Here is a 24,779-nt window from a genome sequence, read left to right as displayed (position 1 = left end):
GCCACGCGACGCGTGATGATTTTGCATCATCACGCCGCGAGGCACAGGGCTACTACTGTCAGGGTCAGAAGTTGTATGTGGCCTGTAGTCGAATTGTTCTGAGTGGACTAGGTGCATCGGCCGTTATTCCCTGATCGCCTGTTGGCGCGCCAAAGAGAGCGCCGACCGGGCCGGCCGGAGGGCCGCTGAAGTCTGTTACTACCTCATCCGTGAGGTTAGTGCCGATGAGGCTCAGTCTCCAGCGATCGTCCTGATCCGCGACCGTTACATTAAGGTCGAAGCTGGTGAAGCTATCTGAGGGAAACGTCTCGTTGATCTGACTGACCATTTTGTCCCGGTATCTTGCGTAGCCACTGGCTGATAGCGTGAGATCGGACGTAATCGCTGATTCGAAATGGGCGCCGACGCTACCAGTTAGCTCTGGTGCCTGGGCTAGTTTACTCCCGTCATCACTGTGCGTTGCATCTGCAAAGGTGAATCCGGCAGAGAGCCGGAGAGAATCGGTTGCCTGCCAGATACCGTCGAATTCAACGCCCTGAGATTCGACGTCGATGTTGCGGGTAAGAAACTGTGCTCCTGCCGCGGTAACCAGGAAAGAAGTTTCCTGGAAGTCATCTACTTCTGTGAAGAATAGGGCGACATTAACGGTGGCGGAGCCGCCTCCAAGGAGCATTTTGGCGCCCACTTCATAGGTTTGAGCTGTTTCTGTCTCGACGCGTGCGCCACCATCATTGACACTCAAAGAGGGGTCTCCGCTGCCGACTTCGGCCGACTCTGCATAACCCCCAGTCTTGCTGCCTAAGCCATAAGCAGCATAGAACATGATGTCTTCATTGGCATCGAACTGGACATTGAGGTTGCCATTCAAGAAGTCGTCATCAAATCCAAGATCTGTATCGAACGGCGGATTGATCACGCTATTCCAGAGTGTCGCCGGGTCGCCTTGTACGCGCTGAAAACTGATATCTTTTTGCTCATCGGTATAGCGCAGGCCGAGGGTGCCTCTGAGGCGGTCCGTGAAGTTGAGCGTGGCCTGACCAAACGCCGACCATGTTTCTGTTTGTTGTTCAAAGTTGTTTGTGAATGGGCCGTTAAAAATCTGCCCCGTCGGGCCTGCGGGTGGGAAGTTGGGCGTACGGAAAAACTGCGCCTCGGAAGACTCCCAATCGCTATCAAAATAAAATAATCCAGCCAGATATTCGAGGGTGCTGCCTGTGTCCGAGGCGATACGAAATTCCTGTGAAAACTGCTCGTAGTCCTCGTCGCGCGTGAAATAGGTGCTGTAAAGGTCGACCCTGCCTGGATCAAGGATCAGGAATGTTGTTTCGTCAAACGCGTTCCCAAAGTCAAAGTCATCGAAGAATTTAAGATCGTAACGGGCAAGGGAGGTGACTGACGTTATGGTCGAGGAGCCGACTGTCCAGTTAACAGTCAGGCCTGCGAGATCCATCTCGGTATCATGAAAGCTTTCCCCTCCGGGACACTCTGGGCATATGGCTGCTTTGGTGTCATCAAGGCGTGCTTCACCAAATATTTCTAGTGCTTCTGTCGTTAAGTATCCGCCTTGGTCAACGTATTGAAACCCGTTTCCCGTGCGCTCGCTGTCCGAGTATTGGTATGAAAGGCTGAAATCAAGAAAGTCCGACGGCGTATAGACCGCTGTGGCACGAAATGCTTTTTCTTCATCAGAGGGTACGTCCTCGCCGGTGAGTGTGTTTTTTACCCACCCGTCCTGCTCTACAAGGCGCGCAGCAAGTCGAACCGCCAACTGGTCAGAGACCGGTATATCAACCCCGCCATCTGCGGACCAGCCGCCATTTTCGAATTCACCGCTAACCTGAACGCGTCCGCCAAACTCGTCGCCCGGCTTCTGGCTGGTGATACTGATGGCTCCCAGGCTCGTGTTCTTTCCAAGGAGTGTGCTCTGGGTGCCTTTGATCACCTCAATGCGTTCGATGTCGAAAAACGCTGATGAATACATGCGACCTTTGCCGAGGAACATACCGTCAAGGAACAGGGCGACGGACTGATCAAAGGATTGTGTGCGAGCAGGAGTTCCAAGGCCACGTAGTGTTAAAGCCAAACCATCGTCAGGTGCCCTTGAGAAGACCATCCCGGGCACTAGGTCAGCGAGCTTGAAAAGATTATCTACGCCGAAATCGCTAACTGCTTCGTTTGAGAGTGCTGTGACCGTGATCGGTACGTCCTGAACAGATTCTGTACGTTTCTGCGCGGTTACAACAACTTCCTCAAGTTGCGCAGCCCAGATGGGCGAAGTAGCTGAAATGGCTGAAGCCGCGATTACCGGCAGTACTAGCGTCATGGATTTTTGCATGTGTTTTTCTACCCCAAATTATTGTTTTTTTGTTGAAGACAGATCTCGCTAAACTCAGCCATTAAATGGCCAGCTTATTGGCGCCTTTAAGAGCGAGCATTTCCCTAACATCATCGGGTGTCGCGACCGAATAGCCGAGCTCTTCGATGATTCGGCTAATCTTGTGCACTTGCTCTGCGTTGGATGCGGCCAGCTTTCCGCGCTCTAAAAATAGGGAATCTTCCAGGCCTACCCGTACGTTACCTCCCATCATTATTGCTTGCGTTGCAAAAGGCATCTGCGCCGCGCCAGCCGCCATGACAGACCATTGGTAGTTGTCGCCGAACAGGCGGTCCGCCGTGCGCTTCATGAATACCAGGTTGTCTAGATCGGCGCCGATGCCCCCAAGAATGCCGAAGATGAACTGAATGAAAACGGGTGCTTTGAACAGGCCGGTGTCCATACAGAATTTCAGATTGTAGAGATGGCCTACGTCATAGCACTCGTGCTCAAACTTCACGTTGTGGCCTTCGCCGAGAGTTTTTTCTACCTGGGCTATATCTCTAAACGTGTTTCTGAAGATGTACGCGTCGGAATTCTCGATGTAGTCCTTTTCCCAATCGAACTTGAAGGATTCGTAACGTTTCGCGAGTCCGTGAAACGAGAAATTCATGCTACCCATATTCAGGGAGCTCATTTCGGGAGAGATCACCTGTGACGGTTTAATTCTGTCTTCGATCGTAGTGAGTAGGCTGCCCCCGGTAGAGATATTGAGCACGGCGTTGGTGTTGGCGCGGATCGTTGGCACGAACGCCAGAAAATGCTCCGGATCGAGAGACACAGAGCCGTCTTCCGGGTGCCTTGCGTGGAGATGGAGAACCGCAGCGCCCGCCTCTGCTGCATCAATAGCCTGCTGAGCGATGTCTTCCGGTTTATAGGGCAGGGCGTCGGACATTGTCGGCGTGTGAATGGCGCCGGTGATTGCACAGGATATTGCTACTTTACCGTGGGATTTTCGCATGGCGGGGCCCTCTAGAAGTTTCTTATATAATGTATTGCAAAGCGATACATTTGAACTATTATAAAATACATACTGAAAGATTTATGTCAAGCAATACTCTGCTGCTATGTGCTCTGTGCGAGTGGATTCACTGCATTAAATGTTGACAGATTGAATTCTTGGTGTAATCGTATTGTGGTACATGTGAACCGCAAGACAATATAACAATTTTGATTTAGGGGAGGTGTTCTATGCCCAACTGGGAACAAGGTGATTGGCGCGACGAGTCGCTGTGCAATTTCGAAGAGAGCAACTTGCTCAATAAAATGGGGCTGGAATTTTATGATTTGAGCCATCCCTGGGGGCTGGGGCAGCCGTGTTGGCCTTACTTTGAAGACGTCAAAATTGAGCGCTTGCACAGCATGGCGAAGTCAGGGGTGCTCACGCAGCGCATTACTACTGTCATGCATTCAGGGACGCATATTGATGCGCCTGCCCACGTGGTGCCGGGTACACCTTTTATGGATGAAGTACCACTGCCATATTTTTTCGGTTCCGGAGTCGTCCTCAATATCCCCAAGAAGAAGTGGGAGCTGGTGACCCGCGAAGATTTGGAGAATGCCACGCCTGAAGTACGCGAAGGTGACATCGTTATTGTTAACACGGGATGGCACAAGTACTACGGGGACAACCGTCATTACTATGGTTATGCGCCTGGTTTTGGTCGCGAAGCCGGCGAGTGGTTTGTGGAGAAAAAGGTAAAGATGGTCGGTAACGACACCCAGGCTTTGGATCATCCTCTTGCCACCGCTATCGGGCCTCACGGCCCAGGCGCGCCGCATGGCTTGCTGCCCGAAGTGTGCGCGGAGTACAAGGCTGAGACAGGGCGCGACGTGCTTGAGGACTTCCCGGAGTGGGAGCCCTGCCACAACATTATTTTGTCCAATGGAATCTGCGGCTTTGAAAATATCGGTGGAGATATTGACAAGGTGACAGGCAAGCGCGTGACCTTCGCAGCATTCCCCTGGCGCTGGAAGAAGGGTGATGGCTGCATTGTGCGTCTCGTGGCCATGGTGGACCCGACTGGCGGCTTCCGCATCGAGACAGGATCCACGGATTAACTCTCAGGCCTGAGCAAAGACAAGGGGTCGGCATGGAAATTACCCGAATTGAAGACGCAGGTGGCTACGAGGCCCCGGGGCACTTCGACATGCGCGGTTTGCGCCTGCAGGGCTTTGATGCCTCAGCTGCCCTGTTCGCATGGACTGGCCTTTCGCATTTTCTGCCCGGCGGCGGCGCGGTAATGGACGCCAGTCCCCTCGAGAAAATTTATGTAGTGATTGCCGGTGAGGTAACCATAACCTTGGATTCGGGGGAAAAGCATACGCTATCCCGGCTCGACAGTTGCTTTATTCCCGGTGGCGAAGGGCGCGCCATCACCAATGAAAGCAATCATGTGGCATCGATGCTCGTGATCATGCCCTACCCGGAGGGATCATGAGTCTTCCTGATATTGAAGTTAATAATCTGTTTGATGTTTCCAGCAAAGTGGCGCTCGTGGTCGGTGCCACCGGTTCGTTTGGGCAGGTGGTCTGCGCAACCTTGGGTAATGCCGGCGCCAAGCTGGTGATTACGGCGGGTAACGGTGATGCTCTGTCCGCGCTTGCAGGTGATCTGTGTGCGGCTGGCATTGAGTCGGTTCAGGTGGCGCGCAGGCCGGATACCGAGGCCGATTGTGATGCGATGGTCGAGGCCGCGGTAAACGCTTTCGGGGGCATTGATGTCCTTGTGGTGGCCTCTGGCATGAACGACATTTCACCGATTGAAGACATGGAGCCTGAGCGATTTCGAAAGGTGATGCTGGCTAACGTCGATGGCGCATGGTTGATTGCGCGAGCGGTGGGGAAGCAGTTGATCGCACAGGGGCGTGGCGGAAAGGTGGTGTTCACATCATCTGCACGGGGTAAGCTGGGACACCCCGCTGGATACTCTGCGTATTGCACATCGAAGTCGGCGACCGACGGCATGACCCGCGCCCTGGGTTGTGAGTGGGGCAAGTACGGAATCACGGTTAACGCTATTGCACCGACGGTATTTCGCTCGCCCGTTACAGCCTGGATGTTTGAAGACAACGACAATGCCAACAAGGTGCGCGAGGGGTTTCTCGCCCGTGTTCCAATGGGACGGCTGGGCGAGCCCGAAGACCTTGCCGGGCCGTTGCTGTTTCTCTGCTCGTCTGCATCCAACTTTCACACCGGGCACATTGTTTATGCAGACGGCGGTTACACGGCGGGGTAGCTTGCAATGAGTGAAATTAGAAATATCGCCGTTATTGGCGGTGGGTTTATGGGCGCAGGAATCGCCCAGGTGTTCGTTTCCTTCGGATATCGCGTGACGGTCTTCGAGCCCGTTGACGCGGCCAGACAATCCCTGCGCGAGCGCGTGGCCAGCAACCTTCGGATGCTTGGCCGGTCTGCTTCGGCTGCTGAAGAGATTGTGGTCACGGCCGATCTCGAGGAGGCGGTCGGCGCCGCCGATTATGTGACCGAGGCGGTGCCCGAGAGACTCGAGCTCAAGCAGTCGATTTTTGCCGATCTTGAAAGAGTTGCCCCGGAAACAGCGATTCTTGCGAGTAACACATCGGTTATCCCAATTTCGCGTATGACCACTGGACTTGAGACCGCGCATCGAATGGTGGGAACTCATTGGTGGAATCCCCCGTACCTTGTGCCGCTGGTTGAGGTGGTGCAGGCGGAAAAGACTGACGATGTCACCTTAGCTCGGACGATGGCGCTGCTGGCCAGTGTTGGCAAGGAGCCGGCCCACGTTAAAAAGGACGTACCCGGCTTCGTCGCAAACCGCCTGCAACATGCCCTATGGCGGGAGGCGATTGCGATGGTGGCAGAAGGGATATGCGACGCCGCTACGTTGGACCACTGTGTCAAGAACAGCTTCGGTCTGCGCCTTGCGGCGCTAGGCCCGCTTGAGAACGCTGACATGGTTGGCCTTGACCTCACACTGGATATACACAACACAATTATCCCGGAGCTCGATCGCAGTGCCGGGCCAAACCCGTATCTTGAGGAGCAGGTAAATGCCGGGCGCCTTGGATTCAAGAGTGGCGAGGGTTTTCGGTCCTGGACCGAGGCTGAGAAGCAGGCTCTGCACGCGGAGCTCGCCCAGCATTTGCTGCGATCTCAGCGTCTTCGTGACGAGGGACGCCAGTGACAGCGCAAGACCCGCTCTGGTCGCCCAGTGCAGATCGATTTACGGGCGCCCGCTGGTTTGATGGCGCCAGACTCAATTACGCAGGAAAACCTGCTGGAGCGACGCACTGACGGCGTAGCGCTTATAGGCCCCCTTGAAAATGGCGGGCACAGAGCTGTGAGCTGGAACGAGCTTCGGGATGCGGTCGCTCTGCAGGGGCGCGGATGCTCTGGAATTTTGACGGTTCGCCTGTTGCTGAATGTGCTGTCGAACTGCGTCTTCGGTCAATCCTGAATTCCTTGGATGACAGGTAGCCGGATTGGGGCGGCCTATTAATACCCTGCATCTCATATGGCGAGACAGATTTCTTGCTGCCGTAGTTTCCATCGGCCTATGCTTTTCGAACGCCTATAACAAGACAAGCATAACAAGAGACGTATGACAGCTCCGATTTCCAGTGAACGAAATCCAGTGCGGATTAATGCCGCAGTGCGGTCGCCCATGTCGTTCCGCATGTTGGCGTGGCTGTATTTTGCGTTACTGCTGGTCCCCTGGGCGCTTTCCTATATCGAAGGCCTTGAGGTGCGGGGCTGGTACGAAGAGCTCGTGACGCTCCTGAGTATCTTGGGGCTAAGCATGATGATCTTTCAGTTTTTTCTAACGGCAAGAGTCGACGCCGTCGCCAGTCAGGCAGGCGTTGATAACACCATGCGCCTGCATACCCGCATGGGGGAGTATCTGGGTTATCTGGTGCTTCTTCACCCGTTCCTCATTGTCGCCCCCCGGTTCTTTATCGCTCCATCATTCGCATTGTCCGATACCTGGGAGTTGTTCACGCAGCCCGAGACATCGACGGGCATGTACGCCTGGTGCCTCATGCTGGTGTGGGTTCTGATGGCGGTGTTTAAGGACAAGACTGGACTCTCCTACGAAAGCTGGCGTTACACCCATTCCGCTGGCTTCGTTGCGATCATCATACTCGCTACACATCATGCGATAACCATTGGACGCCATGGCCGCTACAACGCATGGTACGACGTCCTGTGGATCGTACTCTGCGCCATAGCCGTGGCGTTAGTAGTGTATGTTTATTTCGTTAGACCTCGCCTGGTGGCCCGTCAGCCGTTCCGTGTGCTGGAGTGTTCTAAAGGCAGTGATGCAGATTGGTACCTGACCATCACGAAAGACGGTGAGTTTCCCTTCGACTTCGACGCTGGCCAGTTCACCTGGATTAGCAGTAGCAAAAGTGTGTTTGCTCGTAATGAGCATCCGTTTTCCATTGCTACGACGCGACGCGCGTTGCCAAATATCAGCTATGTAATCCGAGAACTGGGGGACTACACCCGGCAGCTCGGTAAGCTCCAACCGGGTCAACGGGTTTGGGTGGATGGCCCCCACGGTGTGTTCACACTGAATGCTCGCAATGCCACAGGCGTAGTGTTGATCGCCGGTGGCGCGGGAATCGGTCCCATTATGGGTATCCTCCGTGAGCTTGCCGATCGCAAGGACAAGCGGCCGGTCCGGTTGGTCTATGGTAACCGTGACATCGGCCAGATGTTGTTTCTTAACGAAATCGCAGCGATCGAAGCCGACCTGAATTTTGACGCTCTATTGGTTCTGGAGAGGCCTCCGGAGGAGTTCGCCGGGGCGCGGGGCTACATAGATGCAGCCGTGTTGAGTCGTTTTACGGAAGAACCCGATGCCCTGAACCGCGACTACTACATTTGTGGTCCGCCCATCATGGTGAAGGCGGTCGAACAGACTCTGCTGACACTCGGGGTGCCCCAGGAGCGCATTCTTTACGAGCAGCTTGGATTTTGAGTCCGCTGCGAAAAAACAAATTCGCAGGCAGTGGTCAGGACCAAAGCTGCCGGGCGTGCAAGAACGCATGAGAGGTCAAGCTAGATATGGCTGTTGATGATGATGGAATAGACGAGGGCGTATCGCGCCGCGACGTGCTTCGGGCGGGTATGTTTACCGCCGCAGCATTGGCTGCTCCTCTGATACTTAACCCGGGTCGCGCCTCGATGGCGGCCGCCCCGAACGCTGCCTATTCCAGTGATGTTCTGGTGGTGGGAAGTGGGTTCGCGGGTACCTTCGCCGCGCTGGAGGCCAGAAAGAACGGTTTGTCGGTGGTCATGGTAGATAAGGGCGTAGTGGGGTGGTCTGGCATGTCACCCTGGGCTTCGGACAGCCGTCCTTTTGATCCCGAAATCTATGACCGCGACGAGTGGCAGCGCAATATAGCGACAAATACAGAGTACATGAACGACCGGGTGTGGCTGGACATCTTCATGGACGAGTCTCTGGACCTGTTCTTTGAGCTTCAGGCCATGGGGGCTCACGAAACCAAACCGTTTGAGCGCGGTAGCAAGGTGTTTCGCAGCGCGCTCGAGGCAGCGGGCGTGACGTTTGTCGAGCGAACGATGATTACTTCGCTGTTAAAGGATGACGTGGGGCGGGTCTCGGGGGCTGTCGGCTTCACCTACGATGATAGCCGCGATCCATCGAAGTCTGTGGTGCTGAGCGCGGGAGCCGTGATCCTGTGCACGGGAGCGGGATCCTATAAGAGTCCCGGCTTTCCCATCTGGGGGCAGACTTTCGACGGCGATGCGATTGCCTATGAGGCTGGAGCCACAATCGTCGGTAAGGAATTTCACGACACCCATCCGACTTTTGCTCATGCTCCCGCCGCTGCATATGAATGCTGGCGTTGGGCTCAGGAAGTAACGGGTGCTTACGTCATGGTTGGGCCGCCTGACAAACTGGAGGGCGGTCTCACACTGTTCAACGCTCTCAATGTCTATCAAAACGGTGTGGATCGCCGTCTCGGTGGAGGGCCTGGGGGGGAGGCGCCGCCAGCGCCCGGCGAGCCGCCACCCGGCGCTGAAGAAAGGGCGCGCAACAGCCAGTACCTTGGCAAAGGCTATCTCACGACTCCGGGTTTACATCTGGACCTTGGTGGTCCGCCAGAGGCACCTCCGACAGCAGAAGGGGGGCTAAATCTTGGGCATCGAGTGGGCGGTGCAACAGCAGGCATGGGGGTGCATAAGAGCGAGGGTGTTTTTTGCTCGGATTATTCCTGCGCCGCAGATGGCGTTCCGGGGCTCTACGCCGCGGGTGATGCACTGGGTTCAATGTTATGCGGCTCCCTCTATCCGGGTCGCGGATTTTCGTCCTACGGATCTGCGATACAAGGACGGCGGGCGGCCAGACACGCTGTAGAGTTTCTCAACTCAAATCCAGCCAGAAAAGTACAGCTACAGGGGATCGATGAGGCGGTGCAGAGAATGTGGGCTCCCCGAGAAAATGAACGGGGCTATAGTCCCGAGTGGATCACGGCAACACTGCAAAATACCATGACGCCATTTCACGTACTGTATATCAAGGAGCGTCGCCGTCTCGACGGTGCCTTGGCATCCATCGAGTTTCTCCGGGAGCATTGCGTACCACAAATGATTGCGCGCGACGGGCATGAGCTGCGAATGGCTCACGAGGTGAAGAATATGCTGCTCAACGCGGAGATGAAACTTCGCGCCGGTCTATTTCGCGAAGAAAGCCGTGGTACGCACTTCCGCGAGGACTTCCCGGCCCGAAACGACGACGAATGGTTTTGCTGGGTGACGTTACAGGATAAAGATGGAGATATGTCATTGGGTAAGCATCCTTTACCAGACGAGTGGAAGCCGGATCCTGTTCTCGCTTATCGCCAGAAGTATCCGCGTGAGTTTCCTGGTGAAGACGAGTACCTGCAAGATAAACCCCAGCTTGGCTAGAAAGGAGAATACTGTCCGATGCCAATAGAAAAGATTCACGGCTGTATCGGATGCGAAAATTGCGTCAAGGCATGCCCGACCGACGTCATTCGCATGGATCCGGCATCTGATCAGGCGTTCATTGCTTATCAGCAGGACTGCCAGATCTGCCATCTGTGTCGCTTGAGCTGCCCGGTAGATGCGATCACGCTAACGCCGGATAAAGCGATGCTGCCAACCACGTCCTGGGGTTAGAGCAATGCCCGCGATTCGCCGTCTGAATCTCAAGGTCCCTGGAACATTTGGTGTTCATCGGTTGCGCAAACCCGCAATATTATTGATCGCAACAGCCTGCGCTCTATGTGCCTGTGAAATCTCGCCCGATCAGGTAAAGTTTGCCTTACCCGATCAAGCGAAAACAAAGAGCGCTCCTGAATCGGCGGAGGGTACAACTCAAAGTGATGAAGCACAGGGCGAAAAGTAAGCTAAGTGCTATCGAAAAGACGTTAGAGATTCTCGTCACCTTTGCTGATGTCGACCATGAAGTCGGCACGGTAGAAATCAGCGAATTGACAGGAATTCATAAAGCCACGGTCTCTCGCATACTCGCCAGTTTGCTCGATTACGGGATGGTTTCGCAGAACGATGAAACCAAAAAGTATGATTTGGGGCCGCTGGCTTATCGGCTGGGACGCTCGCAGTCCAGCCAGGCGGTCAGTGCATTTGCGACGCTTGCGCGCCGGCATATTGATGAGCTTCGAGATAGCCTGTGCGAGTCGATCAGCCTGGAGGTCTGGGCAGAGCATACGAGCGTTGCGTGCTATCTGGCGGAGAGCAAAAACCCCCTGCGTGTTGCCATGCCATCAGCAGATGTTCTTCCACTGCATGCGCCAGCGGGAGCGAAAGCCGTACTCGCGTTTGTGCCAAGGGATCATCTGGAACGCCTGCTCCCTGAGACCTTCCCCGCCTATACTGAGCATACGGTGACTTCCCGCGCGGTGCTCATGGAGCGCCTGGTAGAATTTAACAAGCAGGGCTACTCGGTGGATGCCGAGGAACTGTATCCAGACGTTTACGCTGTAGGTGTTCCGATCTTCGATCATCTCAGCAGGCCCATTGCGGCGATTTCGGCATTAATACCGGTGAGTCGCGTCACCGAAGCTCGTGAAGCAGAGATAGTCAAACAACTCAAATGCGCTTCCCGCGCGATTTCCAGAAAGATTGTCGAGTTGCGCCCACTGTTGCCGTTTCGTAGTGCCGATCACCTGCGCTGATTTCGCATGCCTTAACAGTGACTGCTCGTGCCGTTATAGCCAGGTTCTGTACAAAGTCCTTGGTCTATACGCCGCAATATGGTTCTGCAAGACGATTTATGAACGCCGGCAGTCTCATATGGCGATACACTTATATTGCATCGTAGTTGTTCAAAAAATATTGTTACCCATGTCCTAAGCGATATACGCAGCTGCTGAATTGCAGTGACGATAATCCATAATGAGAACTAGCTTTGGGGGTTTAATGATGAAGCGACGCTTCGATCGACATGTTGGCGCCACGGCGGCATTTGTGGCCGCATTCAATTCGCTGATAGTTTCGCTGCCGGCACAGGCGCAACTTGAAGAGGTTATCGTCACGGCGACAAAGCGTGCCGAGGGATTGCAGGACATCCCCATCTCCGTAACTGCGTTTTCCCAGAACGACATGGATATTCGGGGGTTCAGCAACCTTCAGGGTATTCAGGAGGCCACACCAAACCTTAACTTTTCTGTGCAATCGGCTGGTCAGAACGTCGCCCGGGTAACACTTCGGGGAGTCGGAACCGAGACGCTGGTAGGCGGTGGTGACCCCGGTGTGGCGGTACACATCGACGGCGTCTACGTCGGACGCAACTCGGTTGCGGCGGGCGACATCTTTGACATCGCTCGAGTGGAGGTGCTGCGCGGTCCGCAGGGCACGCTTTACGGGCGGAATGCGAACGGCGGATCAATCAACATCATCACCCAGCGTCCCAATGACGAGTTTGAAGCCAACGTTGATTTAGCCATTGGGAACTACAGTTCGCAGCGTGCGCGAGCCGTCGTTAATGGTCCGCTTACGGATTCGATCAGTGCTCGAGCAGCACTGTTTTCAGATAAACGTGATGGCTTCTACAATAATCTGTTTAACGGGCGTGATGGCGACGATAAGGACAGTGTTGGTGGACGGCTGCAGTTCTTGTGGGAGTCCGAATCAGGGAACGAGGTACTGCTGCGGGGGTACTACCAGCACTTCAATTCCATTGGGCCAGGTTCGACCTACCTTGGCGACGACATTCCGGCCACGGCAACGGGGTACCCCGCCGCCCACATCACGGGGGTATCCAGCGGCCCTCGACCCCCCGCAGGTGCCCCTATAAGCGGACCCTTGTACAGCAATGTGACAACCGCATCGGGCGATCCGATACTCCCGCGCCCGACAGGACTTAGAGACATCAGAAAGGACGCGCCCGAGTTTTTAGATCAGACGATCAAGGGTGTAGACCTTGAAGCCAACTTCCAGATTTCGGACGCTGTCTTGCTGCGCTCTATCAGTTCTTTCCAGACCAACGACAACGAAATACTGGTGGACTCCGACAACTCCGAATTGCCGATTCAGACCCGATATCGAAACAATGAGGCGGAGCAGTACAGCCAGGAGTTCAACCTGATTTCGCAGAGTGAGTCCCGGCTGCAGTGGATACTGGGCGCATACATCTACCATGAGGAACTGCAGGAAACCTTTAACACCACTACGCCGGCGGGATTATTACCGTTGACGGTTCCCCTCCCCCCGGGCGCCGTTCCCGGTGGGGGCGGCATCGCGCAGACGCGCATCGCATTCCACGAGGTTGATTCTTACGCATTATTTGCCCAGCTTTCTTACGACCTGGCAGATCGGACCAAGCTCACGCTAGGTTTGAGACAGACCTGGGACGAGAAGTCGCAGAACCGCCCGACCGGCGGGCAGGTCGACCTTACCAATGGTTACCGATTAAGAGGGGGTGGTGCGTTGGGCCCCCTGCCACCCACGACCGCAGACGCCGATTGGTCTGAGCTCACCTACCGGGCCAGTATTGATCACGAGCTGAGTGATGACAGCATGGTGTTTGCGAGCGTTTCCCGGGGATACAAATCCGGGGGCTTTGACCTTAACGGAGGAGCGCTCTTGGATGGACAAGAGCAGGTGCCTTACGACCCGGAGTATGTCAATGCTTACGAAATAGGGTCGAAAAACAAGTTCTACGACGGTAGGGTGGTTCTTAACCTCACCGCGTTTTTGTACGATTACACAGACCTGCAGGTATTTCGCCTGACCGGCGATGGTCCGCTCACCGACAACGCCGCTGAATCGACGATATGGGGTCTGGAAGCGGAGACTGAATTCGCTGTAACTGAGGCCTTCGTGCTTGACGCTTCCGTTGGCTACCTGGATGCCACCTACGATGAGTATTTTGTGGAAGTGCCACCTCCCACTACAGATTTTTCAGGGCAGACACTGAATTACGCGCCGGAGTGGACTGCGCATATCGGTGGCGAGTACACGGCTATGATTGGTGATGCTCGGTTGATATTTCGCGCCGATTGGTCGTATCGATCGGATACCTATTTCGATCGCGCCAATACGGACTTTGATACCCAGGACGCCTATAGCCTATTCAACGCGCGGATTCGTTACGATGCGGGCAGCTGGTTTGCCGATGTATTCGGCAACAACTTGGGCGATGAAACCTACGTGACGGGACAGCTGATCAACCCGCCTTTCGCCTGCGGCTGCCGTACCGTTAACGTGGGGCCGCCGCAGACCTATGGCGTGACAGTAGGGTATCGCTGGGATTAATGTTAAAGGCCACCGGAAAGGCTCGCGCCCTCAAGCTGAGCCGCGCCCGGGGATTCATTGTCAGGTAGCGAAAGCTGCCGTCGTTGAGGTAAGCAGAGTGTTAGTGAGCGTAAAGGCTGTTCGGGCTTTAGTTCCCTTCTTGTTGTGTCTGCTATGGGTTGACAATGGATTTGGCAGAGATAGCGTCGGCGGCAAAACTGCACTACGGTCCGATGAGCGACCCAACATTCTCCTGGTGATCGCTGACGACCTGGGTTACTCGGACTTGGGTTCCTTCGGCGGCGAAATCTCCACACCTAACCTGGACGAACTTGCGCGGGAAGGTATCAGGCTGGTGAACTTTCACGCCGGTCCAACCTGTTCGCCAACGCGGTCCATGATCATGTCGGGGACGTACAGTCATCGCGCCGGCCTGGGGGCTATGGCCGAATGGACGGCTGAAAACCAAAAAGGCCAGCCCGGTTACGAAGGGTTCCTAAACCACCGCGTCGCCGCTTTGCCAGCGCTCCTGCGGGACGCCGGCTACTACACATTTATGGCGGGTAAGTGGCATCTGGGGATGAAGCCCGAGCATGGCCCGCAGGCCAGGGGTTTCATGGACTCCATTGCGATGCTTCCGGGGGCCGGCGATCATTATTCGCAGCGGGGCATTAACCCGCGCTTGAAGCACATACCCTATCGGGAAAACGGCCGAGACTTTACGCTTCCGGATAACTTTTACTCCACCGATTTCTATACTGATCGCGCGATAGCGTATATCGACAAGGCCACGGCAGATTCAAGCAAGCCGTTTTTCGGCTATGTGGCTTATACCGCACCGCATTGGCCCCTGCAGGTGGACCCACGTTATAGCGATAAGTACCGGGGCCGCTACGCCGCGGGTTACGAAGCGCTAAAACGAGAGCGGTTGGCGCGCATGGTGGAGCAAGGGATTGTGTCCGCCGGCGTACCTGCGTTTTCCGGTAGCGGATGTAGCGCAGATTGGGACGATCTGGACGAGGCGGAACAGCAGCGGCAGGCGCGCCTCATGGAAATCTACGCGGGGATGGTGGACTCCCTCGACGAGAACGTGGGGCGACTGATTAACCACCTCAAGTCCGTTGGTGAATACGACAATACACTCATTGTGTTTATCTCTGACAACGGTGCGGACGCGCGACCCGAACAAGGCTTGGGCCGCGAGTCCCAGTTTATTGAGACGACCTTTGACAACAGTCTAGAGAATATGGGGAACCCCGGCTCTTTTGTTTCCTATGGGTCTGCTTGGGCGGAAGTTGGAAGCGTGCCATTCAGGTTGCACAAGGGTCTGACCACTGAAGGTGGCATACGGGTCCCTGCCATTGTCCGGCTGCCCGCTTCGGTGGCAGGTCAGCGGGAGCCGGGCGTGATTCGGCGCGAGTTCGCGTCCGTTCTGGACCTCATGCCAACGTTCCTGGATCTCGCCGAGGCGCCCATTCCGGGGCCTGAATACGCTGGCAGAAAAATCTACCCGATTGTAGGGAAGTCTATGACTCCTTATCTCAGCGGAACCACGGACACAATTCTACGAAATGAGCCGTATGGCTTTAGTGTGCACCGCCGCCAGGGTTTGCAGTTTGATCAGTGGAAGATCGTACGCCTGCCAGCGCCCTACGGGGACTACAGCTGGGAGCTCTATGATCTCAGCGAAGATCCTGGCGAGACGAACAACCTTGCGAAAAGCCAGCCGGATGTTACTGCGGAGATGGTGGCGCGGTGGGACAGTTTTGCTCGCGAAACCGGGGTGATTATCGCTGATCCGTCTAGCCGGAGTCCGGCTGAATGCCTGCTACCGCCGTCTGTGTCGGCGGTCGATTAGATTCGGCTGCGGTGGCATGCGCGCTAGTCAAACTGAAGATATGCGAGTTGCCATTGCGCTGTTCTCACTACGCATAAGCATATTTGTGGTGTTTCTTGTGTGGACCCTCGATAAGTTGACTAATTACCAGCACAGCAGCGGGGTGATTCTGCATTACTACCATCTAGAGGTTTCACGATGGTTTTTGATAGTCCTTGGACTATTGGAGCTGGCGCTGCTGTTAGCGTTTCTTTTCGGCCTGTGGAAGACCGCTAGCTACGGCCTGGTACTGCTTGCTCATTTGGCTAGTACCATCGCGTCGTTCTGGCGCTTATTTCCTCCCTACGAATTACATCAGTTGCTTTACTTCGGTTCCCTACCATTGCTGGCAGCCTGCTTTGCGCTGTTTTTGTTGCGTGACCGAGATTGCATGATGAACATCGCTGTACCACGGCACACTTAAGGGCGAAGCTGAATGCGTGCTTTCTCCCCTGCGGGCTCACGCTTGAGGGGAGTTTTTTTTTGAGTGCAATGTCGTGGAAGTCGGGCTAAAAAATGCTGGATTTTAGCGGCGTACGGCAGTGTGTTTGATTTGCGATGTCGGGACAAAATCAGAGGTAGCTCTATCTACCCTCGTGAGATGTGTCGTTCTAATCTGGGTGATCGAGACATCCAAGATCTCATGAATAGACACGAGATCTGTGTATAAGCCGGTTGGGAAAAAGGGCGCTAGCCTGATCTATCGCAACTGGATTAATAGTGAATCCGTGATTTAGCTTGTCAGTAGTCTCTCGCGTTATACACTCAACTATGTGCTAGTTGAGGCTTCAAAATCATGATTAATCTAAAAGTACAGGGCAGTGCTGATTACGCTGAGATGCGTGAGCATGAACTTCGCCAATCTCGCAAAGTAATGGTCGACGGCAACCTTACTGCGAACATGGAAACCGCAGAAGGCGGCGTAAGTGCCAGAGTTTATAGCGGTGGCTATTGGGGCTTTGCATCAACCCCATCAATGGGGGCTAAAAGCCGCGATCAAGTCCTGCATCAGGCCACAGATAACGCGAAGGCGATGGGTCGCTTCGGTAAGCGCCGAGCAATGGATTTGGGTGACTCTGCCTATTGTGGCGAGCAGCAAAACCATCGAAGCCCGCCGCTTTCCCAAAAAGACAGCATTGAATTCATGTCCGCAATCGACGCGCACTGCAAACGTCATTACCCCGGTCTCAAGTCAACGACCGTGGCGCTTAGAGAAGAGAGCCATCGCAAGAGCTACAGCACAACAAACGGCGGCAGTGGTTTAAACACTATCGACCGTGCTGCCTGTTACATCGTTATGACAGGCGAGGACCAGGACGGTAAGCCAGTGGAGCTCATGGAAATCCTGTCGGCTAAGGGCAGCCTTGCGGATCTGGATCTCTCCATGGCGCGCTTGGAGCCGCTGCTAGAAACGCTGCATGAGCACTTACAGGCAAAGCGCTATGCAGTGCCGGTTCGTGGCGGTGAGCATAGCATCGTGCTGTCCCCGGAGCTTGCCGGTATGCTTGCCCATGAGGCCATGGGACATCCTTGCGAAGCTGATCTGGTTCTCAGCGGTTCGGCTACCAGCCAGCTGGTCGGTCAGCAAGTGGCGAGTGATTTGATCACGATGGTCGATTTTGCACACAGCTACAACGGCTCGGAGTTGATGATTCCGGTGTATGCCGATGACGAGGGTTCCGAAGCTGTGGATGCTGTGCTTATCGAGAATGGCATTCTGCGTAACTTTATGACCAGCCGTGAGACGGCGGCGCGACTGGGAATTCCTTCCACAGGCAACGCACGTGCCTACGCGTTTAATGACGAGCCGTTGGTGCGCATGCGCAATACGGCGATCTTGCCCGGCAGCAGCGAGCTCGATGACATGATCGGCGGTGTGGAGGATGGCTACTACTTAATGAAAACAGGCAATGGTCAGGCGGATTCAACCACGGAGTTCATGTTTGGCATCGACCTGGCTTATGAAATTAAAAACGGCAAGCTTGGCCGGGCGATTCGCGATACTACGGTGTCTGGTACAGCCATTAACATGCTGAAGACGGTCGATGCAGTGTCAAACGATATGTTTTGGTCATGCAGCGGTTACTGCGGGAAAAAGCAGCCCATGGTGGTATCCATGGGAGGCCCCGCAATACGTGCTCGCGCACATCTGGGCGGGGAGTAGTCGCAATGGAAATGGATCCTAAAGTCGTTGCGGAAGCAGTGTTACAGCAGATGCATGGGGCTGGTTTTGATGACAGTCAGGTGAGTGCACGCGCCGTTGAGCAGGATGAAATTAACATTGCGCATAACGAAGCGTCGCTGCTGCGCAGCACGCAGGACTATGATGTGGCGATCACGGGAATTCTGGATGGACGCAAGGCATCCACCTCCTTAAGCGATGTCAGTCAGAGCGCCATAGCGCAGGCCATTGAGACCATGCGTGAGAGCGTGAGCAGCGCCCCCCAGGATGAGGCCAATGCTGTGAGCCAAGATCAGCATGATCACTTCGAGCAGGGCCCCTTGGTCAGCGACCGTGAGTTGATGGCGAGCAAGGCAATTGAGCTGCTTGATTTTCGTAAGAACAATACGCCGAAGATCATGATCGAAGAAATGACCGTGAGTCACCGACTGTCGAATTTCTGCCAGATGAGTAGCAGAGGCACTGCGCTGTTTGGCAAGGTGGGGAGCTATGAGCTGAGCTGCATGTGTATTGCAAACGAGGCAGGAAAAACGAGCTCAATGAACTACAGCGGTGGCCGTAGTAACGATCTGGATTCAAAGGATGCCGCGGATTGGTTTGGTCTTGGCGAGATGCTTCGCGATACGGAGCGTCAGATACACACGAGATCAGCCGGGGGGCGATTCACGGGGGAGGTGGTGCTCGCGCCTACGGCTGTCTCGGACTTGATTCAGTGGCTCTTGCAGCAACTGGGATCACAGGCCCTGATCTCCGGCTCCTCCTGTTACCGCGAGTTGGTGGACTCGCCAGTCGCGGCGAAGGAGTTGTTTCTGCACAGCGATTTTGCCGCTCCCGGACATGCGCCATTCAGCGGCGACGGATTTGTTGCCGCGCCGTTGACACTCATTGATGCCGGTCGCCTGAAGGCCTTGCTTCCTGATCTCTACGGCAGCCGTAAAACTGGTTTGACACATGTACCCAGTACTTCGGGATGGCGCATTGATCCGGGCAAGCGAAGTCGCGAGGACTTGATTGCCGAGGTCAAAGAGGGTGCTCTGGTTACACGCTTTTCAATGGGCATGCCTGCCGCTAACGGCGACTTTTCGGGGATCATCAAGAACAGCTTTATCATCGAAGACGGACGTGTCGGCGAGGGACTTGCTGAGACTATGGTCACGGGCAATATGGCGCAAATGTTAAAAGACGTCAGTGGCATTTCCCGAGAGCACATCAGCTATGGCGGTGAGGACTATCCATGGTTGCGAATACCCGGCCTGCATTTCTCCTAAGTGCCGCTGGCTCGATCGTGGCGGTCTTCTAAGGGCCATGCGACTGTTTTTTGGCTTTGATCTGGAACCCGGCGATAAAGCGGCGATTGCCGACTGGCGGGATCGCCATGCTGCAGCGAGCGGCCGACCGGTCCCCCCGGCTAACTTCCACATCACGCTGGCGTTTCTCGGCGATTTGGACACACGAGTTCTAGAGCACCTGTGTGACAAGATGGACGCACTATGCACAGATTTACCGTCAAAGCCGCTGGTAATAAAGCTGGATCGCGTTGGCTACTGGCCCTCGCCCAGGATCTACTGGCTGGGTACCAGCGCCGACTGTGACGCTATCAAGAATACGGCTCGCAAGCTCCAATTCATGGGACAGGCTTTTGGGAGTCGGCGCGAGCGACTGAGCTTCACGCCACATATCACGCTCTACCGTGGCTGCGAGAGGCCACCACCGGCGCCGCTGACCATGCCATTGATTACGTTAGCGTTGCGGGAGGTAGTGTTGTTTGAATCAAAGCAGGGACGCAGCGCTGTGTCTTACACGCCACTGGCTGCCTGGCCTCTTACAGGAAATCCATAAAGTACACTCAAGTTCTGCCTGAGACTTTTTATTTCATGCGCCGGGGATCGTTCCGGGCGCCTCACCGACCGCAAGATATACAGCCGGATCTTCTTCTGACCACGCAAAGTCGAATTGTTGTCTTGCATCGAAAATTCACGATAGTTGGAAGGGACAGCGAGTTCAAAAGGCGTTTGATATGGGTTTATCGCCCCTTTGTAATTTTGCTGAAAATCATAGCAAAGACTGTGAAAAATCTGTTTTTTGCGTATGGTCAATCGCATGATAGGTGCAGATTTAGACCCGCAGGGACTGTAAATGGCAGTCCATGTTGATGGCACGTCAAAGCATGCGGCGGATCTTCAGCAAGACCTTCTGGACCAAAATATTGAGAGATCCGCGTTGCGCTACATTTGCCTGGCAATGGGTGTGATCCCGTTTATCGATGCCGCTTGGGGATCAAAAACCCCTAGTTATGAATTCCCCTCCCACCTCGCCGTAGGGGCTTGGTTCATGCCAGGGGGTCGTCAATTATCCGAACATCCTGGCCTTCGCGAAGGTTCTCGGCGCCGCGGACAATAACGTTCGTCCCTGGTTTGAGCAGGCCGTCAACGGGCTCTACGGCAATTCGTTCGCCCAGACCGCCGGCGGTCTCCACAAGTACTTTGCGGGCTGTGTTGTCGCTATCGACAGCGTAAACGAATTGTTCCCGATCGCGCAGAACCAGCGCATCACGCGGCACAGTAAGCATATCTGACGGTGCCGCCTGCGGTAGAGAAACGGTGACTGCTTCGCCGATAAGCCACAGGCCCTCTTCAAGAGAGATCCGCATTTCCATCATGCGCGATTGCGGATCACCTACCGGCACGACACTGCGAATTTCCTCCACGGTGTGTGCACCATCGCCGTATATGGAAACGGGTGTGCCGGTTTGGTTGAAGCGTGCGATGCGAAGCGGCGCGCGAACACTGACCTCCAAAGATTGAGTATTGACCAGGCGCACCAGGGGACTACCGGCAGTGCTGTATTCGCCCTCAGACATATTTCGCGCCACTACAACGCCCGAAAAAGGCGCTGGCATACGCGAGCGCTCCAGTTCGTAAGCGGCGCGCTCGCGATCCACCTCAGCCATGGCGAGATCCTGACGCAGCATCTCAATATCGGCCTTTACCTGATCGAGTTCTACTTCAGCCATATTGTTCTCCATGGCCAGGCGTGCCAGACGCTCCCTTTGCCGGGTTCGCACATCGATGTCGGTGCGTAACCTGGCGATCTGAGCCTCGTCGCGGCGTAACTGCAGCGTTAGCAGGTGATCGTCGAAGCGTGCTATCGGCTCTCCCGCTTTAACACGATCTCCGACCTCGGCAATCCAAGTGATGCGACCAGATAGCTCCGCCCGCACCTGGGCGTCACGCGTACTGATTACCGTACCTGGCAGCTCCGCCGTGGGGGCCGTGGCTTCGCGGGTGACGCTGGCGGTATGGACGGTGGCTCCGGGCGTATTGCTTAGGGCTGCGGCGCTGGCAGTCACAATTACGGGAATAATCAACATTTGACGAAGTTTCATGACGGGCTCCTCGATGTCAGGCTGCAGATTGCAGTTGACGCTCGGTCTCAGGGGGTGCGGGATTCTTGAGTTTGGTGTTGCGGCCCTTGCCCATGCGCAGGAAACATGGAAGCAGAAGTAGAGTGAACACAGTGCTGATGCACATGCCGCCCACAATAACGGCAGCCAGACCGCGATAGATGACCGAACCAGTGCCGGGCATTAGTAGCAAGGGCAACATGCCGAAGATACTGGTCAGTGTGCTCATGAAGATAGGCCGCAGGCGTGTGAGCAGAGCTACGCGGACAGCTTCTGCGCGCACGGCGCCGTGTCGCTCGGCGTCACGGGTCTGGTGCACCAGCAGGATCGCGTTATTAACGACCAGACCGAGAAGGATCACAAAGCCGATCATGGTCAGAAGGTCCAGGGGCTGGAAGGTGAAGAGATTCAGTATCCGGATAGCGATGACACCGCCCACCATAGCCAGAGGCATGGACAATACCACCATGGCCGAATCAATTGTGGATCGGAAGAGTGCTGCCATGAGCAGGAACAACACGACAAGGGCCAGTCCAAAGTTGCTACTCAGGGAAGTAATGGCTCGTTTCAGCGCATTAGCACTGCCGCCATAGTTAATACTGCCGTCGGCGGGCAAAAGACCGAGGAGTTCCGGTTCGATGGTGCCGCGGATCGTGTCGAGTACGTGCTCCAGCGATACGTCTTCCGGAGGGCGGATGGCCAGGGTAACGGTGCGCCGGCTATCGATGCGTCGTAACTGGCTCGGCCCCACCGTGCGCTCCAGGTCGACTAGCTCACCCAATGGCATCATGCTGCCCGAAGGGGTGCGCAGCGGCATAGCAGCGAGGGCTTCGGGGGACTCCCAGGCTTCGCCACGCAGGATTACATCCATGCGTTTTTCGCCGTCGAAATATTCACCCACATAAAGACCATTGCCAAGAGCTCGAACCAAGGTGCCAATCTGCTGACGGCTCCAGCCGGCTTCGGCGATGCGACGGTCATTGGGTGTCAGGCGCAGTTCGGGTTCTGCCTGTGCAATACCTGGTTCGATGCGTACGTCAGTGCCTGCAAGATGCTCTGCGAGTAGTTCTTCGCCGCGCTGAGCCACTTCTTCAAGGGCTTCGCGGTCGCGCGACTGAAGGTGCATGGCGATCATCCGATCACCACCAAATCCGCCAAAGAGGTTGCCCTGAGCCGCGAAGAAGCTGAGGTCCGGTAGATCGGCGAGAATCTCCTCATTGATGATTTTTTGGAGTTCTTCAACTCTGGATTGATCCTGCACCCGGGCGCCGAGAGTCCCGCCGCCGTTCCAGGTCAGGGTGTAGTAGTTCTTCAGCGCAGGCTCGCGGGTGCCAGCCATGAATGGCGCCATACGCTCATCGATGACAGCGATATACTCCTGGGCAATTACGCGCTCGCTGGCACCCGGTGGGAAATTGAAGTACGCATCGACGGCATCGCGTTTTACCGGCGGCAGGTAGTCGAGTTCCGGGAGCAAGGCATAGCTCGCCACCATGGGCGCGGTCAGGAGCACCGCTGCCAGTGTGCGCCGCCGCCGGCGTCCTTCCGTGAGACGCATGATCATGGCAGTGAGACTTCGCCAGAGGCCCGAGAATCGATCCTCGTTTTGCGTGTCCTGAAGCCAGAGTTTTGCCGCGAGCGGCAGGATTGTCACGGCTACGATCAGGGACACGACAACGGAAATCGCGATGGTTATTGCAAGGTCAGAGAACAGTTGACCTTCCACCTCACGCATGAACACTACGGGCAGAAAAATAGCGACGGTGGTCGCCGTGGACGCCAGTAATGCGCCCCACACCTGCTCGGCACCGCGACCTGCTGATTCCTCCTTATCCAGACCTGCTTCGCGCTGGCGAATGATGTTCTCCATCACCACAATGGCGGCGTCCAGGACCATACCCACGGCGAAGGCTAGGCCTGCCAGCGAGATTATGTTCAGAGTCCTTCCCGTAAGATTGAGTACCAGGAAGGTTGCCAGCAGCGATATGGGAATTGTGGCCGCCACAATCAGCGTGGCGCGAAAACGCCGCATAAACCACCACAGGACCCCTACTGCGAGAAGCACGCCCAGCACAATGTTGCCACTCACAAGACCGATAGCTCGATAGATAAATACTGAGGCGTCGAAGGACTGGACCATGATCAGGCCGCGGTCGGCCATGGTTCCGCTATTGAGTTCCTCGACGGCGGCCTTTACCGCATTGAGGGTCTGAAGCGCGTTGGCGCTGCCCTCCTTGTCCACGCGAATGGAGATAGCGGGATTCCCGTTCTGCGTATTCGTAAGTATTTGTTCGCCGCGTGTTACCTCTACGGAAGCTATGTCGCCGAGGAGAATGGGGCGTCCATCGCGCCACTCGAGGACGAAATCCTCCAGCTCCCGGGGGCTGTAACGCCCGGCGAAGCGCAGCGTGTACTGGCGCCGGCCCACTTCCACAAAGCCGCCACTGATATCGTTGGCGCGTCCGAGCTGACCGGCAATGGCGGTGATGTCGACACCGAGCTGGGCCGCCGCGACTGGGTCGAAGGTGATGCGCAGTTCTTCGTCTTGCTGTTGACCTAAACCACCCGTTACCCGGGCAACGCCCGGGACGGCCTCGATAGCCGGGCGAATGATGTCCTCGACGTAGGGGAGGTAATCCAGAACCTCGCCGGTGGTACCGGGAAGTAGCTGCAGGAAAAAGAAGGTGAGAGCCGGTGCATCGCCGTTGCCTCCGCCGAGCATGATTACGGGCTGGCTGGCATCTCGCGGTAGGGGGTCGAGCCGGTTCATGCGCGATATAACGTCTATGAGTGTGCGCTGCATATCCGCATCGAGGTCAAACTCCAGGTTCACCCAGGCGTTTCCGGCATTGGCGAACGCAGCCATTTCCTGAAGCCCGGGCAAGCCTCGCAATACAGATTCGATGGGCTCGATAATCTCGGATTCCACCTCTCGGGGCGATGCAGCGCGCCAGCTGGTCTGGATGCTGATCCGTGGATTCTCAATATCGGGAAACAGTTGTACAGGCAACTGGCGCAGGCTGTAGATGCCAAACAGCGCAATTACTGCCACTATCACAGCCACGCCCGCAGGATAACGGAGGGCTCTTCGGGTGATGCTCATTATTATTCCCTGCCAGTAATTAGGGTGACAGGAGCCTAGCAATGGGGTGATCGCAATGCCCGACTTATGCGATGGAATGCAGGATGGTTGCGGTGAAGTGCATTA

The 24,779-nt window shown here is 55.6% G+C and carries 19 protein-coding genes; 15 read left to right on the top strand and 4 right to left on the bottom strand.

Annotated elements, in window-relative coordinates:
* Positions 1-64: 64 nt before the first annotated feature.
* Positions 65-2,323 carry a TonB-dependent receptor gene (locus R0135_RS09170; RefSeq protein ID WP_407346518.1) on the bottom strand — a complete coding sequence of 753 codons (2,259 nt, stop codon included), beginning with the start codon at positions 2,321-2,323 and terminating at the stop codon, positions 65-67.
* A 73-nt stretch (positions 2,324-2,396) separates the two neighbouring features.
* Positions 2,397-3,335, bottom strand: coding sequence for a 3-keto-5-aminohexanoate cleavage protein (locus tag R0135_RS09165; protein WP_407346517.1), 939 nt, complete (start codon positions 3,333-3,335; stop codon positions 2,397-2,399).
* A gap of 230 nt (positions 3,336-3,565) precedes the next feature.
* Between R0135_RS09165 and R0135_RS09160 the strand changes: the two genes are divergently transcribed.
* From R0135_RS09160 to thpR, 15 genes are all read left to right on the top strand, one after another.
* Entirely contained in the window at positions 3,566-4,435 is an 870-nt protein-coding gene (locus R0135_RS09160) for a cyclase family protein (RefSeq protein WP_407346516.1), read from the top strand.
* 32 nt (positions 4,436-4,467) lie between these two features.
* Positions 4,468-4,815, top strand: coding sequence for a cupin domain-containing protein (locus tag R0135_RS09155; RefSeq protein WP_407346515.1), 348 nt, complete (start codon positions 4,468-4,470; stop codon positions 4,813-4,815).
* The gene (locus R0135_RS09150; protein WP_407346514.1) at positions 4,812-5,612 is read left to right on the top strand and encodes an SDR family NAD(P)-dependent oxidoreductase; all 801 of its coding nucleotides are present in this window, start codon (positions 4,812-4,814) and stop codon (positions 5,610-5,612) included. The genes R0135_RS09155 and R0135_RS09150 overlap by 4 nt, the downstream gene beginning before the upstream one ends.
* Before the next feature lie 6 nt (positions 5,613-5,618).
* On the top strand, positions 5,619-6,542 hold the full coding sequence (locus R0135_RS09145) for a 3-hydroxyacyl-CoA dehydrogenase family protein (protein WP_407346513.1): 924 nt from the start codon (positions 5,619-5,621) through the stop codon (positions 6,540-6,542).
* A gap of 60 nt (positions 6,543-6,602) precedes the next feature.
* The gene (locus tag R0135_RS09140; RefSeq protein WP_407346512.1) at positions 6,603-6,815 is read left to right on the top strand and encodes a hypothetical protein; all 213 of its coding nucleotides are present in this window, start codon (positions 6,603-6,605) and stop codon (positions 6,813-6,815) included.
* A gap of 144 nt (positions 6,816-6,959) precedes the next feature.
* The gene (locus tag R0135_RS09135; RefSeq protein WP_407346511.1) at positions 6,960-8,342 is read left to right on the top strand and encodes a ferric reductase-like transmembrane domain-containing protein; all 1,383 of its coding nucleotides are present in this window, start codon (positions 6,960-6,962) and stop codon (positions 8,340-8,342) included.
* An 86-nt stretch (positions 8,343-8,428) separates the two neighbouring features.
* Positions 8,429-10,297, top strand: coding sequence for an FAD-binding protein (locus R0135_RS09130; protein WP_407346510.1), 1,869 nt, complete (start codon positions 8,429-8,431; stop codon positions 10,295-10,297).
* An 18-nt stretch (positions 10,298-10,315) separates the two neighbouring features.
* Complete coding sequence (locus R0135_RS09125; RefSeq protein ID WP_407346509.1) at positions 10,316-10,531, top strand: ferredoxin family protein; 216 nt, start codon at positions 10,316-10,318, stop codon at positions 10,529-10,531.
* A 206-nt stretch (positions 10,532-10,737) separates the two neighbouring features.
* Positions 10,738-11,550 (top strand): IclR family transcriptional regulator, encoded by an 813-nt coding sequence (locus tag R0135_RS09120; protein ID WP_407349897.1) that lies wholly within the window; start codon positions 10,738-10,740, stop codon positions 11,548-11,550.
* Between the two features lie 220 nt (positions 11,551-11,770).
* Positions 11,771-14,131, top strand: a complete 2,361-nt coding sequence (locus R0135_RS09115; protein WP_407346508.1) for a TonB-dependent receptor — start codon at positions 11,771-11,773, stop codon at positions 14,129-14,131.
* A 103-nt stretch (positions 14,132-14,234) separates the two neighbouring features.
* Positions 14,235-15,968, top strand: a complete 1,734-nt coding sequence (locus R0135_RS09110) for an arylsulfatase (RefSeq protein ID WP_407346507.1) — start codon at positions 14,235-14,237, stop codon at positions 15,966-15,968.
* A gap of 16 nt (positions 15,969-15,984) precedes the next feature.
* Complete coding sequence (locus R0135_RS09105; protein ID WP_407346506.1) at positions 15,985-16,410, top strand: hypothetical protein; 426 nt, start codon at positions 15,985-15,987, stop codon at positions 16,408-16,410.
* Between the two features lie 372 nt (positions 16,411-16,782).
* Complete coding sequence (locus tag R0135_RS09100; protein ID WP_407346505.1) at positions 16,783-18,150, top strand: TldD/PmbA family protein; 1,368 nt, start codon at positions 16,783-16,785, stop codon at positions 18,148-18,150.
* A 5-nt stretch (positions 18,151-18,155) separates the two neighbouring features.
* Complete coding sequence (locus tag R0135_RS09095) at positions 18,156-19,436, top strand: TldD/PmbA family protein (protein ID WP_407346503.1); 1,281 nt, start codon at positions 18,156-18,158, stop codon at positions 19,434-19,436.
* Between the two features lie 37 nt (positions 19,437-19,473).
* Entirely contained in the window at positions 19,474-20,007 is a 534-nt protein-coding gene (gene thpR / locus R0135_RS09090) for an RNA 2',3'-cyclic phosphodiesterase (protein WP_407346502.1), read from the top strand.
* Positions 20,008-20,497: 490 nt separating this feature from the next.
* Here the strand turns inward: thpR and R0135_RS09085 are convergent, their stop codons facing one another.
* Both R0135_RS09085 and R0135_RS09080 read right to left on the bottom strand, forming a co-directional pair.
* A complete protein-coding gene (locus R0135_RS09085; protein WP_407346501.1) occupies positions 20,498-21,553 on the bottom strand; it encodes an efflux RND transporter periplasmic adaptor subunit in 1,056 nt (351 codons plus the stop codon).
* Between the two features lie 16 nt (positions 21,554-21,569).
* Complete coding sequence (locus R0135_RS09080; RefSeq protein ID WP_407346500.1) at positions 21,570-24,674, bottom strand: efflux RND transporter permease subunit; 3,105 nt, start codon at positions 24,672-24,674, stop codon at positions 21,570-21,572.
* Positions 24,675-24,779 lie beyond the last annotated feature (105 nt).

This window comes from Congregibacter variabilis (assembly GCF_045689235.1).
GTDB classification, from domain to species: domain Bacteria; phylum Pseudomonadota; class Gammaproteobacteria; order Pseudomonadales; family Halieaceae; genus Congregibacter; species Congregibacter variabilis.
The sequence above is the reverse complement of the archived record's forward strand: the minus strand, read 5'-3'. Positions and strand labels throughout refer to the sequence as shown.

Coding starts and splice junctions, on each gene's coding strand:
- R0135_RS09100 (WP_407346505.1), top strand. CDS start 16,783: ATGATTAATCTAAAAGTACAGGGCAGTGCTGATTACGCTGAGATGCGT.
- R0135_RS09125 (WP_407346509.1), top strand. CDS start 10,316: ATGCCAATAGAAAAGATTCACGGCTGTATCGGATGCGAAAATTGCGTC.
- R0135_RS09160 (WP_407346516.1), top strand. CDS start 3,566: ATGCCCAACTGGGAACAAGGTGATTGGCGCGACGAGTCGCTGTGCAAT.
- R0135_RS09120 (WP_407349897.1), top strand. CDS start 10,738: ATGAAGCACAGGGCGAAAAGTAAGCTAAGTGCTATCGAAAAGACGTTA.
- R0135_RS09080 (WP_407346500.1), bottom strand. CDS start 24,674: ATGAGCATCACCCGAAGAGCCCTCCGTTATCCTGCGGGCGTGGCTGTG.
- thpR (WP_407346502.1), top strand. CDS start 19,474: ATGCGACTGTTTTTTGGCTTTGATCTGGAACCCGGCGATAAAGCGGCG.
- R0135_RS09085 (WP_407346501.1), bottom strand. CDS start 21,553: ATGAAACTTCGTCAAATGTTGATTATTCCCGTAATTGTGACTGCCAGC.
- R0135_RS09140 (WP_407346512.1), top strand. CDS start 6,603: ATGGCGCCAGACTCAATTACGCAGGAAAACCTGCTGGAGCGACGCACT.
- R0135_RS09155 (WP_407346515.1), top strand. CDS start 4,468: ATGGAAATTACCCGAATTGAAGACGCAGGTGGCTACGAGGCCCCGGGG.
- R0135_RS09170 (WP_407346518.1), bottom strand. CDS start 2,323: ATGACGCTAGTACTGCCGGTAATCGCGGCTTCAGCCATTTCAGCTACT.
- R0135_RS09165 (WP_407346517.1), bottom strand. CDS start 3,335: ATGCGAAAATCCCACGGTAAAGTAGCAATATCCTGTGCAATCACCGGC.
- R0135_RS09095 (WP_407346503.1), top strand. CDS start 18,156: ATGGAAATGGATCCTAAAGTCGTTGCGGAAGCAGTGTTACAGCAGATG.
- R0135_RS09130 (WP_407346510.1), top strand. CDS start 8,429: ATGGCTGTTGATGATGATGGAATAGACGAGGGCGTATCGCGCCGCGAC.
- R0135_RS09115 (WP_407346508.1), top strand. CDS start 11,771: ATGAGAACTAGCTTTGGGGGTTTAATGATGAAGCGACGCTTCGATCGA.
- R0135_RS09150 (WP_407346514.1), top strand. CDS start 4,812: ATGAGTCTTCCTGATATTGAAGTTAATAATCTGTTTGATGTTTCCAGC.
- R0135_RS09135 (WP_407346511.1), top strand. CDS start 6,960: ATGACAGCTCCGATTTCCAGTGAACGAAATCCAGTGCGGATTAATGCC.
- R0135_RS09145 (WP_407346513.1), top strand. CDS start 5,619: ATGAGTGAAATTAGAAATATCGCCGTTATTGGCGGTGGGTTTATGGGC.
- R0135_RS09105 (WP_407346506.1), top strand. CDS start 15,985: ATGCGCGCTAGTCAAACTGAAGATATGCGAGTTGCCATTGCGCTGTTC.